The 14768-nt window shown below is 64.7% G+C and carries 15 protein-coding genes; 11 read left to right on the plus strand and 4 right to left on the minus strand.

Features of this window, described 5'->3' with window-relative positions; translation table 11 throughout:
* The first annotated feature begins 48 nt into the window (after positions 1–48).
* Complete coding sequence (locus ACQ4WQ_RS05395; RefSeq protein WP_436495963.1) at positions 49–1017, plus strand: GlxA family transcriptional regulator; 969 nt, start codon at positions 49–51, stop codon at positions 1015–1017.
* On the opposite strand, the gene ACQ4WQ_RS05400 is transcribed toward ACQ4WQ_RS05395, so the two are convergent.
* The 4 genes from ACQ4WQ_RS05400 to ACQ4WQ_RS05415 form a co-directional block, all read right to left on the minus strand.
* Positions 994–1854: a tetratricopeptide repeat protein gene (locus ACQ4WQ_RS05400; protein WP_436495184.1), complete on the minus strand. Its 861-nt coding sequence runs from the start codon at positions 1852–1854 to the stop codon at positions 994–996. The genes ACQ4WQ_RS05395 and ACQ4WQ_RS05400 overlap by 24 nt on opposite strands.
* A gap of 89 nt (positions 1855–1943) precedes the next feature.
* Positions 1944–2510 carry a carboxymuconolactone decarboxylase family protein gene (locus ACQ4WQ_RS05405; RefSeq protein WP_436495186.1) on the minus strand — a complete coding sequence of 189 codons (567 nt, stop codon included), beginning with the start codon at positions 2508–2510 and terminating at the stop codon, positions 1944–1946.
* Positions 2511–2605: 95 nt separating this feature from the next.
* The gene (locus ACQ4WQ_RS05410; protein ID WP_070222194.1) at positions 2606–2953 is read right to left on the minus strand and encodes a hypothetical protein; all 348 of its coding nucleotides are present in this window, start codon (positions 2951–2953) and stop codon (positions 2606–2608) included.
* A 148-nt stretch (positions 2954–3101) separates the two neighbouring features.
* Positions 3102–3602: an Lrp/AsnC ligand binding domain-containing protein gene (locus ACQ4WQ_RS05415; RefSeq protein ID WP_034754979.1), complete on the minus strand. Its 501-nt coding sequence runs from the start codon at positions 3600–3602 to the stop codon at positions 3102–3104.
* 105 nt (positions 3603–3707) lie between these two features.
* Here ACQ4WQ_RS05415 and ACQ4WQ_RS05420 point away from each other — a divergent pair, with 105 nt between their 5' ends.
* The 10 genes from ACQ4WQ_RS05420 to ACQ4WQ_RS05465 all read left to right on the plus strand — a co-directional run bounded on the left by ACQ4WQ_RS05420 (position 3708) and on the right by ACQ4WQ_RS05465 (position 14716).
* Positions 3708–4997, plus strand: coding sequence for a D-amino acid dehydrogenase (locus tag ACQ4WQ_RS05420; RefSeq protein WP_326458109.1), 1290 nt, complete (start codon positions 3708–3710; stop codon positions 4995–4997).
* Positions 4998–5010: 13 nt separating this feature from the next.
* Positions 5011–6129, plus strand: coding sequence for an alanine racemase (gene alr, locus ACQ4WQ_RS05425; RefSeq protein ID WP_436495188.1), 1119 nt, complete (start codon positions 5011–5013; stop codon positions 6127–6129).
* Between the two features lie 87 nt (positions 6130–6216).
* Positions 6217–6774 carry an NADPH-dependent FMN reductase gene (locus ACQ4WQ_RS05430; RefSeq protein ID WP_436495190.1) on the plus strand — a complete coding sequence of 186 codons (558 nt, stop codon included), beginning with the start codon at positions 6217–6219 and terminating at the stop codon, positions 6772–6774.
* Between the two features lie 155 nt (positions 6775–6929).
* Positions 6930–8504, plus strand: a complete 1575-nt coding sequence (locus ACQ4WQ_RS05435) for a sensor domain-containing diguanylate cyclase (RefSeq protein ID WP_436495192.1) — start codon at positions 6930–6932, stop codon at positions 8502–8504.
* 137 nt (positions 8505–8641) lie between these two features.
* On the plus strand, positions 8642–9187 hold the full coding sequence (locus ACQ4WQ_RS05440) for a hypothetical protein (protein WP_436495194.1): 546 nt from the start codon (positions 8642–8644) through the stop codon (positions 9185–9187).
* A 33-nt stretch (positions 9188–9220) separates the two neighbouring features.
* Positions 9221–9649: a hypothetical protein gene (locus tag ACQ4WQ_RS05445; RefSeq protein WP_436495196.1), complete on the plus strand. Its 429-nt coding sequence runs from the start codon at positions 9221–9223 to the stop codon at positions 9647–9649.
* A gap of 128 nt (positions 9650–9777) precedes the next feature.
* Positions 9778–10140: a hypothetical protein gene (locus ACQ4WQ_RS05450; protein WP_436495198.1), complete on the plus strand. Its 363-nt coding sequence runs from the start codon at positions 9778–9780 to the stop codon at positions 10138–10140.
* A 1-nt stretch (position 10141) separates the two neighbouring features.
* Positions 10142–11500, plus strand: coding sequence for a TolC family protein (locus ACQ4WQ_RS05455; RefSeq protein WP_436495200.1), 1359 nt, complete (start codon positions 10142–10144; stop codon positions 11498–11500).
* A gap of 2 nt (positions 11501–11502) precedes the next feature.
* Positions 11503–12882, plus strand: a complete 1380-nt coding sequence (locus tag ACQ4WQ_RS05460; RefSeq protein ID WP_326458101.1) for a multicopper oxidase family protein — start codon at positions 11503–11505, stop codon at positions 12880–12882.
* Between the two features lie 178 nt (positions 12883–13060).
* On the plus strand, positions 13061–14716 hold the full coding sequence (locus ACQ4WQ_RS05465; RefSeq protein WP_436495202.1) for a methyl-accepting chemotaxis protein: 1656 nt from the start codon (positions 13061–13063) through the stop codon (positions 14714–14716).
* Positions 14717–14768 lie beyond the last annotated feature (52 nt).

The raw sequence follows: 14768 nt of genomic DNA on the forward strand, positions 1-14768 counted from the left end.
TATCTGCGATAAAATCGGGCCATGCCTACGATTTCTTCTTCTTCCCCCTTGAGCGTGGCCGTGATCGCCTTCGACGGCATGACGCCATTCCACTTGTCCGTGCCTTGCCTCGTGTTTGGCGCCCAGACGGACGAGGCCGACCTGCCGCCTTTCCACGTGCGCGTGTGCGCCGCCGACCCGCTGCCCTTGCGCACGGCGGCCGGCTTCGGCATCACGCCCGAGTTCGGCCTGGAAGGACTGGACGGCGCCGATATCGTCATCATGCCGGCCTGGCACGACGATTGCCGCGACGCGGCGCCATCGCTGGTCGACGCGCTGCAGGCGGCCAGCGGGCGCGGCGCGCGCATGGTGGGCCTGTGCCTGGGCGCGTTTCCCCTGGCGCAGGCAGGCTTGTTGGATGGCAAGAGCGCCGCCACGCACTGGGGCATGGCGGACCGGCTGGCGGCCCGCTATCCCAAGGTCAGAGTGGACCGGGAAGTGCTGTACGTGGACGATGGCGCCGTGCTGACGTCGGCCGGCGTGGCGGCCGGCCTCGATTGCTGCCTGTATCTGCTGCGCCAGCTGGCGGGCGCCGAGGTGGCCAACCGGGTGGCGCGCCGGTTGCTGGTGGCGCCGCACCGCCAGGGCGGACAGGCGCAGTTCATCGCGCGCCCGCTGCCCGTGTCCGGCAGCGAAGGGCGCTTTGCCGAGGTGCTCGCCTGCGTAACGGCCAACCTGGGCCAGGCGCACAGCATCGATGCGCTGGCCGAACGGGCCGCCATGAGCCGGCGCAATTTCACGCGCCACTTCCGCCAGGCGACGGGCACGTCGTTCAAGCAGTGGCTGCTGAACCAGCGTCTGGCGCATGCGCAGAGCCTGCTGGAAAAAAGCGCGGCCTCGATCGATGTCGTGGCGCAAGAAGCCGGCTTCGGCACGGCCCTGTCGCTGCGCCAGCATTTCCGGGCCAGCTTGCAGACGTCGCCGTCGGCGTACCGCAAGCTGTTCCGGCAGCAATCAGGCCAGGTCGGGCAGCCATAGCGTTGATGTGTCCCGGCTGCCGTTGGCCAGCTGCGCGCTGACGGCGATTTGCCGTGCGATGAAGGCGGCCGGCGCGAAGGCGTAGCGTTCCTGGAACGAGACGGTTTCCGCGCTCATCAGTTCGGCATACGTCTGCATCAGGGTCGAGGCGGAAAGATGCTTGCCTTGTTCCAGATAGGTGTCGATGGCGGCCAGCAGCACGGGGTAGTCGGCATTTTCCTTGCTGCCGCCAAAGTTGAACGACAATTGCCCGCAGGCGCGCCAGATGGGGTCTGGTTCTCCGTCCGGCACCGGCTGCGTGCGCAGCCATTGCAAAGCCTTCAATGGCGGGCCGCCAAACGACGGTGGAGAGATGATGGCCTGGATGGCCACCTTGACGGCGTCATCGATTCTGCCCGCGCGCACATACTGGCCATGCAGCAAGGTCAGAGCGTCCGTGTATTCGGGCACGATGGCCAGCGCCGCTTCCAGCAGCGCGATGGCGGCGTCCGGCTTGCGCTGCGCAATCAATTCCTTGGCCTCCAGGAACGCAGCGCGCGGCGAGGCGGGGTCCTCGGCCAGCGACGGCGTGGCGACGTACTCGTCTTCCGCCGTTGCGTAGGCTGACAGAAACGCCGCCAGGCTGGAAAAGTGCGGCTGCAGGCGCCACTCGTCGTGCCAGGTTTCGACGACGATCGGTTCCGCCGCTTCGCGCCCGATGGGCCAGTACAGGCCGAACGTGTCGCCATTGCCCAGCGCGCCTTCGGCGAACGGGGTGAAGCCGAGCGGTGGATATGCTGTCGTGTGTTGCCAGTCTTGTTCGACCGAGATGCGGGCGAGGTTTGCAGGTGGTTGCATGGAGGTTGCAGAGGATAAAACGCCAGTGTAGAGCAAGAGCGCGTCCACCGGCGTTCCCTGTCACGGCACCTGGGCAGGGGCAAGGCCCTTCAGTCGCGTTCTGGCACCGGCACGTTGAAGCCGTTCAAGGTGGTCGAGACCAGCGCGTACAGGCCCACCAGGTAGATCAGCTCGTTGGTGCCGTGCTGGCCAAAGGTGGCCAGCGCCAGCCGGTACAAGGGCTCCGGCAGCGTGCCGCCGCCGCTGAGCGCGTAGGCCAGGTCGTAGGCGATGCTCTCATGCTTGTCGAGGTCGACGGGCTTGACGTCGGCCACCAGCGTGGCCAGGCGCTCGGCTGACATGCCTTCGCGCTCCGCGACGGCGATGTGGGCGTAGATTTCATAGGCGGCGTTGTAGCGCGCGCCGACCACCAGGATGGCAATCTGGCGCACGTTGTCGGGCAGCGTTGCGTTGGCCGTCATGGCCAGCGTCAGGTCCCAGATGGCCTTGCCGATGGCCGGTTCGTGCAGCCACGGATTCCATGGCCCCATCAGGGCGCCGTCTTCGCGCACGGCGATGAAATCGTTGAAATTGCTGGTGATGCCTTTGCGCATATCGTCATACAGCGGCTGCTGTTCGGGCGTCAGGTCTTGCGGAGCGATCAGGGGCAGGCGCATGGGAACTCCTTGCTGGGTAGGTGAGCGGTGGGCGGCGGTAGCCAGCAGTCAGTATAGCCAGCCAGCGTGGCAGGCGGCGCCCGTTCACTGTGCGCCTACTTGCGCGGCTCGTGGATGCGGAATTTCTTCACGACACCCGCCTGGTCGAACATGACGGCCACTTCGCGCGTGCCTTTTTCGCCCAGCAGGGGGATCAGCCGCGTCACCTTGGGCGCTTGCAGCTGGTTCTTGTAGACCCAGACTTCGTAGCCGGGATCGAAGCTGACGACGGTGGCATTGCCCAGGGCCGCGTCGAGGTCGAGGCGGGTGGTCTTGCCCACCTTGATGTTCTGATAGATGGCGCCGTTGTCGGGCGCGCGGTTGACCTTGTATTCACTGGCGGTGCACATGGCCACGGCCAGGCCCGCGAGGCAGGAAGCTGCCAGTTTTATCAATGTGTTCATATGGACTCCCAGTGTGCATCACTGCTTCCAATCTCAGAGGGGACGGGCGTGATGTCATGCCGGGAGTGTGCTTGCGTCGCCACGAATGTGCTACAAGATTATACAAAGGCGCAAAAAATGATGCCGGTGGTGCTGGCTGGCGGTACTTTTACCGGCTCTGCAGCACGTCGGTCGAGAGCGCCAGGGTTTCCTTGATTTCTTCCATCACCACATAGCTTTTCGACTGCGCGGCACCCGGCAGCTGCAGCAGCATGTCGCCCAGCAGCTTGCGGTATTCGGCCATTTCATGGATGCGCGCCTTGATCAGGTAATCGAAGTCGCCCGATACCAGGTGGCATTCCTGCACCTCGGGAATCTGCAGTACTTCGCGGCGGAATTGCTCGAAGGCGGACGCCGACTTTTGATTGAGAGTAATCTCTACAAAGACGAGCAGCTTGGCGCCCAGCGCGGCTGGGTTCACCTTGGCGTGATAGCCCGTGATGACGCCGTCGCGCTCCATGCGCTTGACCCGCTCGATGCAGGGCGTGATCGACAGCCCCACCTGTTCACCCAGGTCTTTCATCGAGATGCGGCCATCCTGCTGCAGGATGCGCAGGATGTGGCGGTCCAGCTTGTCGAGGCCACGTGCCGATTCTTTAAGGATTCTCATGATTTATTGCTGAATATCTCGATTTATACGTGAACAAATACTGGCTCTTTCCCAATATGATAGCGGTTAATCTGGCGTCAGCCTAAAAAATATAATGAGGAAACTATGCGTATCGTGATTCTGGGTAGCGGCGTCATCGGCGTCACCAGTGCTTACTATCTGGCCAAGGCAGGACATGAAGTGACCGTCATCGACCGCCAGCCGGGCCCGGCACTGGAAACCAGCTTCGCGAATGCGGGGCAAATCTCGCCCGGCTACGCTTCGCCATGGGCCGCGCCCGGCATTCCCCTGAAAGCCGTGAAGTGGATGATGCAGCGCCACGCACCGCTGGCCATCTCGCTCGACGGCAGCGCCGCCCAGCTGAAATGGATGTGGCAGATGTTGCGTAATTGCACACCGGAAGCGTATGCCGTGAACAAGGAACGCATGGTGCGCCTGGCGGAATACAGCCGCGACTGCTTCAAGGTGCTGCGCGCCGAGGCCGGCATCACGTATGAAGGCCGCCAGCAAGGCACGATGCAATTGTTCCGCACCGAAAAGCAATACAACGATGCCGCCAAGGATATCGAAGTGTTGAAAGACGCGGGCGTGCCGTACGAAGTGCTGCAGCGCAACGAGTTGTCGCGCGCCGAGCCGGCCCTCGAAGCCGTCAAGGATAAGCTGTTCGGCGGCTTGCGCCTGCCCAACGATGAAACGGGCGATTGCCAGCTGTTTACCACGCGCCTGTCCGAAATGGCCGAGGCCCTGGGCGTGAAGTTCCGCTACGGCGTCTCGATCGATGCATTGCTGACGCAGGGCGATGAAATTGCTGGCGTGCAATGCGGCGCGGAAATCGTCAAGGCCGATTCCTATGTCGTGGCGCTCGGTTCCTACTCGACGGGCTTCATGAAGCCGCTGCTCGACATTCCCGTGTATCCGCTGAAGGGCTATTCGATCACCGTGCCCATCGTCAATGCGGCCAAGGCGCCCGTGTCGACCATCCTCGATGAAACCTACAAGATCGCCGTGACCCGTTTCGACGACCGCATCCGCGTGGGCGGCATGGCGGAAATCGCCGGCTACAACCTGAACCTGAACCCGCGCCGCCGCGAAACGCTGGAAATGGTCGTCAACGACCTGTTCCCCGGCGGCGGCAACACGGCTGAGGCCACGTTCTGGACGGGCTTGCGCCCGATGACGCCGGACGGCACGCCGATCGTCGGCCGCACGCCGCTGCGCAACCTGTTCCTCAACACGGGCCACGGCACCCTGGGCTGGACCATGTCCTGCGGTTCGGCGCAATTGCTGGCCGACCTGATGTCGTCGAAAAAGCCGGCCATCCTGGCCGACGACCTGTCCGTCAGCCGCTACAGCGGCGCGCAGGCCAATGGCAAACTGCAACACGCGGTGGCTTGAGATGGGGGCCAGCATGCCTGCGAAAGAGCGTAGCGGCGCCATCCTGACGGTGGACCTCGATGCCGTGCGCGCCAACTACCGCTTGCTGCGCGACAAGGCGCACCCGGCCGCCTGCTCGGCCGTCGTGAAGTCCGATGCGTATGGCCTGGGTGCCGCGCAAGTGGGCGCGGCCCTGTATGAAGAAGGGTGCCGCCATTTCTTCGTGGCCCACCTGGAAGAGGGCATCAGCCTGCGTCCGCACGTGGCGCCCGACGCGGCCATCTTCGTGCTGCACGGCCCGCCCGTCGGCACGGAAGGCGAATTCACGGCCCACGGCTTGATTCCCGTGCTCAACAGCGAGCCGCAGGTGGCGGGCTGGCGCCAGCATGCGAAGGCGCTGGGCACCGCCCTGGACGCCGTCGTGCAGGTGGACACGGGCATGTCGCGCATGGGCCTGTCGCCGCAGGAAATCGACGCCTGGCTGCTGGACCCGCACTTTCTCGATGGCATCAAGGTGCGCTACATCATGAGCCACCTGGCTTGCGCCGACGAGCGCGCCAACCCGATGAATGGCGAGCAGCTGGCCCGTTTCATCGCCATCCGCGCCCGTTTGCCGCAATACCGCGCCAGCCTGGCCAATTCCTCGGGCATCTTTTTGTCGCCCGATTACCACTTCGACCTGGTGCGCCCGGGCGCGGCCCTGTACGGCATCGGGCCGCAGGGCGGCGAACCGAATCCGCTGCGCTCCGTGGTGCGGCTGCAAGGCAAGGTCATGCAGACCCGCACGATCGCCGCCGGCGACCACGTGGGCTACAGCCGCCGCTACACGGCCAGCGAGCCGCGCCAGGTGGCCACGGTTTCCGTCGGCTATGCCGATGGCTGGCTGCGCAGCATGAGCAACCAGGGCCTGGCCATCGTCGATGGCGTGAAAGTGCCGCAGATCGGCGCCATCTCGATGGATTCCATCACCCTGGACGTGAGCGCCATCGACCAGGAGCGCGTCGCGCCGGGCAGCCTGGTCGACCTGATCTGCGCCGAACATCCGGTCGACGCCGTGGCGGCCATGGCCAATACCATCGGCTATGAGGTGCTGACGAACCTGGGCGGGCGTTATTACCGCGAATATCAAGGCCTGGCGCAGTCTGCACGCTAGCGCGCCAAGCCGATGATTGTGTGGCAAGATAGGCCCCGGTGTGAACTCCACTCCGGGGCTTTCTATTAACCATCATCGGGGATTTCTATGAGTCAATATAACGTTGCTATCATCGTCGGCAGCCTGCGCAAGGATTCCTTCAACCGTAAGCTGTCCGACGCCATCGTCAAGCTGGCGCCGCCCGAGTTTTCCTTCAAGCACATCGAAATCGGCGACTTGCCGTTGTACAACCAGGATGACGATGGCGCGCAGGCCGAGCAGGTGCTGCGCCTCAAATCGGAGATTTCCGCGTCGCAAGCCTTGCTCTTCCTCACCCCCGAATACAACCGCTCCATCCCCGGCGTGCTGAAAAACGCCCTCGACCACGGCTCGCGTCCGTATGGCCAGAGCGTGTGGGGTGGCAAGCCGGGCGCCGTGCTGGGCGTGTCCGTCGGTGCCACGGGCACGGCCCTGGCGCAGCAGCATTTGCGCAATGTGCTCGCTTACCTGGACGTGCCGCTGCTGGGGCAGCCTGAAATGTTTATCCAGGCCAAGGACGGCCTGTTCGACGAGCACGGCGGCATCGGCCCGGCCAGCCTGGGTTTCTTCCAGGGTTGGATGCAGCGCTACGTGGACTGGGTCCGCAAGCACGCCATCCACGCTTGATTCCACGCTTGATGCAAATCAAGGCGGCAGCGCCCCGCGTTGCCGCTTGTACCGTTTCTTTGACCATGGATGCCAATATTTCAATATTGGCACGGGTGTCTCGGTATAATGCGCTCTTTCTGTAGCGCAATACTTTCCAATTTCTTGCCGACTCCATGTGGACTAAACCTGTTCTGCGCATGAATTTGCGCCGTTTGATCGTGCTTGTGGCCTTCGCCAGCGCCTTGGTGTCGCTGGCCAATACCTTCTATGCCAGCTACAGCGTGCAGCGCCAGCTGCTGATCGATACCACGCTGGAAGCGAACCACGCCTACGCGAGCAAGCTGGCCAGCACGGCCGAGGACTTCCTGCAGTCGGCGCGCCAGCAGCTGGCCTACAGCGCCGGCAGCCTGCCGTCGCGCATGGGCGACGAGCAATGGCTGACGGACGAGGCGCAGCGCCTGCGCCTGCAAACGAACAGCTTCAATTCCGTGCTCATCGTCGATGCCCAAGGCAAGGTGCTGGGCGTGTCGCCGGAAACCCTGGCACTGAAAAACCGCACGCTCGATTCGGCCGGCGCCGCGCAGGCGCTGCGCGAACGGCGCCCGCTGGTGACGCAGCCGTATATGTCCTCGGCGGGCAACCTGGTGGTGTTCGTTTCGCATCCCATCGTTGGCAAGGATGGCCGCTACCTCGGCTATGTGGGCGGCAGCATCTACCTGAAACAGAAAAATATCCTGTACACCATGCTGGGCCAGCATTATTACCGCGACGGCTCGTATCTGTACGTGGTCGACCAGAACCGGCGCCTGCTGTACCACCCGGACCCCGAGCGCTTGGGCGACGTGGCCGGCCGCAATGAGGTGATCGACGCCATCATCGCGCAGCGGGGCGGTGGCAACCGGCGCATGGACAACAGCCTGGGCGTGGACATGCTGGCCGGCTACGCCACCATGCCGTCGACGGGCTGGGGCATCGTGGCGCAGCGTCCCACGGCCATGACGCTGGCGCCGCTGAAGCAGCTGATGGCCGACACGGTATGGCATTCCCTGCCGATCGCCTTGCTGAGCCTGCCATTCATCTGGTGGCTGGCCAGCCTGATTTCCCGGCCCCTGGTGCAGCTGGCCGAAGGCGCGCGGCGCATGGACGCGCCCGGCACGGCCGAGCACATCGCCGCCATCCGCTCGTGGTATGTGGAAGCGGCGCAGATCAAGAAAGCCCTGTTGAAGGGACTGGCGTTGTTGCAGAACAAGATCGGCAAGCTGAAGACGGATGTGGAGACGGACCCGCTGACGGGCCTGTCGAACCGGCGCGGCATGGCGGCGGCGCTGGACGCCTGGCAGGCGCAGGCGCGGCCGTTTTCCGTCATCGCCATCGACATCGACCATTTCAAGCAAGTCAACGATAAATGGGGGCATGCCGTGGGCGATGACGTCATCCTGCGCCTGGCGCAGCTGATGCGCGCCTGCTCGCGCGATGCCGACGTGCTGTGCCGCAATGGCGGCGACGAATTCATCATGCTGCTGCCCGATGCCGACCTGGACGTGGCCATGCAGGTGGCCGAGCGCCTGCGCGCCAAGGTGGCCGCCGCCGTGATTCCCGGCGCGGGCGCCATCACGGTCTCGCTGGGCGTGGTCTCGTCGTCGCACGGGGAGCGCGGCACGGACGCCGTGCTGCTGGCCGCCGACGCGGCCCTGTATGTGGCCAAGGAAAACGGGCGCAATTGCGTGGGTATCACGGAACCCGCCTGACGGGCGTAGCTTGCGGCATAAACTGATCCCCTGTTTTCTGTTGCATCTGAGCCTGTCCCGTTTGCCCGCCAGCGCTTACCATAGGGTCCTGATGGTGTACAACGGGGGGACAAAGTGCATGGCAACGGTGAATATTGATGACGTTTGAGCAAGAGCCTGGCATCCGCTGCGAAGTCGATGGCCAGACCCACCCGCCGGCCTTTCTCGACTGCCGCGAACTCAATTACGGCCAGCACAGCGTGCTGCCGCTGCACCCGTTCCGCCTGAGCGTGCCGGAAGCGGCGCTGGCGGGACTGCTCGACGAACCGTTCAACAGTTTCGTGCAGGATTGCCGCGAAGACGACCTGCAGTACGAGGAAAGCGACTTGCCCGAGCTGATGCAGGCCGGCTACCCCGACATCACGGCCATGCTGGCGGGTCACCGGCCGCTGCTGGCCGACATGATTGACGACTTCATGATCGGCGACCTGATGTGGGCCATCGGGCGCGCCAGCGGCTACTGCCGGCCCCGCGCCCGTTGCTTGGGCGACGTGGAGGCGGCCGATGGCCGCGCGTATTTTACCGTCAATCAAGTAGAGAAAATCTATTTTGCCGATGGCCAGGTCATCCTGGAAGGGCAGGGCTACTACGGTGTCTACATCATCTGGCTGGCGCACGGCCGGCGAGATCAAATAGGCACTTGACCTTCCTCATGTGGGAAGGTTTATAGTCGTGCCATGAACCGTGCCTTTTTCCGCTTTCTCGCCCGCTCGCTGCTCTGGCTGCTTGCCGTCACGCTGCCCTTGCAGGGCTTTGCGTCGGCCATGCGCAGCTGCTGCGTGGACGAGCGGGCGGCAGCGGTCACGGTCGCCGCCGAGGCGATGCAGGCGCCCCAGTGCCACGACATGGGCGACATGGCCGGCATGTCCCACATGCAGGACCAGTCGCTGCACATGGCCATGGACGATGGCGGCGCCACGCACCATGGCCACGATTGCAGCAACCACGGCGCCTGCACGGTGGGCGCCACGGCGCCGCCGGGCATGCCTGCCTTGCATGCCCTGACCCTGCGCGCGCCGCCCCCGGCGCTGGCGCCCGATTCCCTGTTCGCCGGGCATATCCCGCCTGGTCCCGAACGTCCCCCGAGAAGCACGCGCTCCGCCTGACCGCCCGTTGAACCTGGCGGTGCCGCCGTCGCACGTCCCTGCAGCTTGTATCGTGCACCTTGCACCGGCCGCGCCAGCGTTCCAGTCGCGCGCCCGCCGCGCCATATCCTGTCAATCAAGGAAACACCATGAAACACCTGTTCAGCCTCGCGCTGGCTGTGCTGCCGCTGGCCGCCAGCGCCGCCGGCCCGGCCGCATCCACGCCAGTCCCATCGGCCCCGCAAGAGGCGCAAGCCTCCGTGCCGGCCACCGCCTACCGTTCCGCCTTTGCCGGCTACCGTCCCGCCGCCGAGGAGGACGCCACGCCCGACCAGACCTGGCGCGCCGTCAACGAGAAAGTCGGCAAGGCCGGCGGCCACATGGGCATGATGAAGATGGACGGCTACAAGATGGGAGGCCATGCCATGAAGGGCCACACCATGCCGATGGATAAGCCCGGTCCCAAGCCCGATGCCCAGCCGGCCCCGCCACACCAGCATGAAGGACACTGACATGGCACGTTTCACCAAATCAACTTGCCTCACGCCGCTGGCCCTGGCGGCCACCTTGCTGCTCACTGGCTGCGCCAGCTTCAGCCCCGATGGCGGCATGCAGGCCGTGTCCGCGCTGGCCGACGCCCGCACGGGCGCCCCGGCGGCATTGACGGACAACGGTGGCGAAGAAAAACTGGCGTCGCTGCTGGCCCAGCCGCTGGACGCCGACAGCGCCGTGCGCATCGCCCTGATGAACAACCACGGCATGAAGGTGGCGCTGGCCGAACTGGGCGCGTCCGAGGCGGACCTGGTGCAGGCGGGGCGCTTGCGCAACCCGGGCCTGTCGTTCGGCCGCTCGCACGGCAGCCATGGCAATGAAATCGACCGGGGCGTCAGCTTCGACCTGGCGGGCCTCTTGACCATGCCGATGCGCGTGAACATCGAGCGGGGCCGTTTCGAGCAAGCCAAGCTGCAGGCGGCCAGCAGCGCCGTGCAGCTGGCGCTTGAGACGCGCCGCGCCTATTTCAATGCCGTGGCCGCCGTGCAGACGGAAGCGTTCATGCAGCGGGCGCTGCTGTCGGCCGAGGCGGGCGCCGAATTGGGTACGCGTTTGCAGCAGGCGGGCAACTGGAGCCGCCTCGACCAGGCGCGCCAGCAAGTGTTTTATGCGGATGCCGTCGGCGACCTGGCCCGCGCGCGCCACCAGGCTACGGCCACCCGCGAACGCCTGACGCGCTTGCTGGGCCTGTGGGGCAAGCAGACCAGCTTTACTTTGCCGTCGCGCCTGCCCGACTTGCCGGCCCAGCCGGCGGAGGCGGGCAATATCGAGGCGCAGGCGATGGAGCAGCGCCTCGACGTGCAAAGAGCGAAACTCGACGCCCATGCGACGGCCGACGCGCTGGGCCTGGCCAAGGTGACGGGTTTCGTCAATGTGCTCGACGTGGGCTACGCGAACAAGAGCAGCAGCGAGGCGCCGCGCGAAAACGGCTATGAAGTCTCGCTGGAACTGCCCCTGTTCGACTGGGGCACGGCGCGCAACGCCAGGGCGCAAGCCTTGTACGAGCAGTCGCTGCAGCGCACGGCGGGCACGGCGGTGCGGGCCCGCTCCGAAGTGCGCGAAGCGTATTCGAGCTACCGCACGGCCTACGACCTGGCGCGTCACTACCGCGATGAAGTCGTGCCGCTGCGCAAGACGATCTCGCATGAAGTATTGCTGCGCTACAACGGCATGCTGGCCAGCGTGTTCGAACTGCTGGCCGATGCACGCGAGCAAGTCGCCAGCGTGAACAGCGCGATCGAGACCCAGCGCGATTTCTGGATCGCGCAAACTGAACTGCAAGGCGCCATCAATGGCAGCGGCCCAGCCAACAAGGAATAATGATGATTACACGTAGAAATTTTTTCATGAATGCGGGTGCCGTCGCCCTGAGTGCGGCAGCGGTGAGCCGCGTCGGTGCGGCGTCCCTGCCGGAAGCCGTCAGCATGGCCGGCGCGGACACGAAAGCGCCGCCACCGCCGCCGAACGGGCGTCCGTATAACCCCGTCGTCACCCTGAATGGCTGGTCCTTGCCCTGGCGCATGAACAACAACGTCAAGGAATTCCACCTGGTGGCCGAACCCGTCGTGCGCGAATTGGCACCGGGCATGATGGCCAACCTGTGGGGCTACAACGGCCAGTCGCCCGGTCCCACCATCGAAGTGGTGGAGGGCGACAGGGTGCGCATCTTCGTCACCAACAAGTTGCCGGAACACACGAGCGTGCACTGGCATGGCCAGCGCTTGCCCAACGGCATGGATGGCGTCACGGGCCTGACCCAGCCGGGCATTCCTCCTGGCAAGACTTTCGTGTATGAATTCGTCGCCAAGCGGCCCGGCACCTTCATGTACCACCCGCATGCGGATGAAATGACGCAGATGGCCATGGGCATGATGGGTTTCTGGGTCACGCACCCGAAAGACCCGAACTTCATGAAGGTGGACCGCGATTTCGTCTTCTTGCTCAGCAACTACGACATCGACCCGGGCAGCTACACGCCGAAGATCATGACCATGACGGATTTTAATTTGTTCACCTTCAACAGCCGCGTCTTCCCCGGCATCGACCCCATGGTCGTGCGCCAGGGCGACAAGGTGCGCGTGCGCGTGGGCAACCTGACCATGACCAACCACCCGATCCACATGCACGGCCATGAATTCGAGGTGACGGGCACCGATGGCGGCTGGACGCGCCCCGAATCGCGCTGGCCCGAAGTGACGACCGATATCGCCGTGGGCCAGATGCGCGCCGTCGAGTTCACGGCTACCGACCTGGGCGACTGGGCTTTCCACTGCCACAAGTCGCACCACACGATGAATGCCATGGGGCATGACGTGCCCACCATGATCGGCGTCGACCACCAGGGCGTGGCGGCGAAGATCAACCAGCTCGTGCCCGGCTACATGGTGATGGGCGAGCGGGGCATGGCGGACATGGGCGAGATGCAGATGCCGATCCCCGACAATACCTTGCCGATGATGGCGGGCGACGGTCCCTTCGGCGCCATCGGCATGGGCGGCATGTTCACCACGGTGAAGGTGCGCAAGGATCAGAAACCGGGCGATTACCGCGACCCGGGCTGGTACAAGCACCCGGCCGGCAGCGTGGCGTACGAATGGACGGGCGCCTTGCCGGAACCGGTGCGCGGCCAGGGGACGGTTAAAACGGCGAAAGGTGGCGTCGAGATGACGGTGCGCAAGCCGGCAGCGCACGGCGGGCATTAACATGCTCTGCTGACGCGGATAAACACGGCGGCTTGCCTAGCATGGCAAGCCGTTTTGCATGTTGCTATAAATCAAGGAATTGTTGGTTAGTGACAATCCGAGCATTTTAGTGGCAGTTTTTTCCTTATATTCAAGTCATGGCTTAAATTATTGGCTACCGTCTTGTCTGGGAGGAAACATGTTGAAGAAAATGAAAGTGGGGACGCGCCTGCTCGCGGCCTTCTTTTGCGTCGCGCTGCTGGGCGCCATCGTGGCCGGCATCGGTATTTTCAACATGGGCAAGATCGACACCATGGCTGGCAGGATGTACAACAATGAATTGCTGGGCCTGTCGTACATCAAGGAAGCCAATATCGCCCTGATCAAGGTGGGCCGCGCGCGCAGCAATTTCCTGCTGGCAACCACGGCGGAAGAGCGCAGCCGGCGCCAGGCCGATATCACCAAATTCCTCGAACACAATAAAAGCTATCTGGCCAAGGCCGAACCGCTGTTCGTCTCGCCGGCCGCCAAGGAACTGTTTGCCCGCTTCGCGGCCGTCGAAGCGGAATACATCGCCACCATGCAACAGGCGCTGGCCCTGGCGGCGGCCGAACCGCTGGCGCAGCGCAGCGCGAACCTGACGCAGTTGCTCGACAAGACGCGGCTGCATGCGGATGAACTCGACAGCGTGCTCGATAAATTATCCTCGCAGAAAGAAGAGCGGGCCAGGGCGGCCGCGGCGCAGGCGTCGGACGTGTACCAGACCAGCCGCACCTTCATGCTCGCCCTCGTGCTGGGCAGCGTGGCCGCCGGCCTGGCGCTGGGCGCGCTGATCACGCGCGGACTGACGCGCCAGCTCGGCGGCGAACCGGCGTATGCCGTCAAGATCGCGGGCGCCATCGCCGAGGGCGATCTCACCGTCGATATCCGTACGGCCAGCCATGACAATGCCAGCCTGCTGTTTGCCATGAAAGCCATGCGCGACAAGCTGGTGGGCATCGTCAGCCAGGTGCGCTCGGGCACGGACACCATCCATACGGCTTCCAGCGAAATCGCCCAGGGCAACCTCGACCTGTCGTCGCGCACGGAAGAGCAGGCCAGTTCGCTGGAAGAAACGGCGTCCTCGATGGAGCAGCTGACGTCGGCCGTGCGGCAAAACGCGGACAATGCGCGCCAGGCCAATGCGCTGGCCGGCGCCGCGTCCGACGTGGCCGGCAAGGGCGGCGCCGTGGTGGGGCAGGTGGTGCAGACCATGGAATCGATCAATGCCTCGTCGCGCAAGATCGTCGACATCATCAGCGTCATCGACAGCATCGCCTTCCAGACCAACATCCTGGCCTTGAACGCGGCCGTGGAAGCGGCCAGGGCGGGCGAGGAAGGGCGCGGTTTTGCCGTCGTGGCGGCCGAAGTGCGCAACCTGGCGCAGCGCTCAGCCAGTGCCGCCAAGGAAATCAAGACCCTGATCGGCGACTCCGTCGAGCAGGTGGAAGTGGGCGCCAAGCTCGTGCATGACGCGGGCAAGACGATGGACGAAGTGGTCGCCAGCGTGCGCCAGGTGGCCGACATCATGCAGGAAATCACGGCCGCCAGCGCGGAGCAGAGCGCCGGCATCGAGCAAGTCAACCAGGCCGTCTTGCAGATGGATCAGGTGACGCAGCAGAATGCTGCCCTGGTGGAAGAGGCCGCGGCGGCCGCCGAATCGCTGCAGGACCAGGCGCAGACCCTGACGGAACTGGTGGGCGTGTTCCGCCTGCATGCCCAGGCCGAACGCATCGCCGTGCCGGCGTCGAGCAACGTGACGCCGCTGCGCCGGCCAGTGCCGTCCGCCAGCCAGGGCGTGCGGCGCCTGGCCTGACAGCGCCTGGATCGGGCGCAATCGGCGCGGTGGTGGTAGGCTGTGGTTATTG

This window comes from Janthinobacterium goodfellowi (assembly GCF_051380695.1).
Classification (GTDB): domain Bacteria; phylum Pseudomonadota; class Gammaproteobacteria; order Burkholderiales; family Burkholderiaceae_D; genus Janthinobacterium.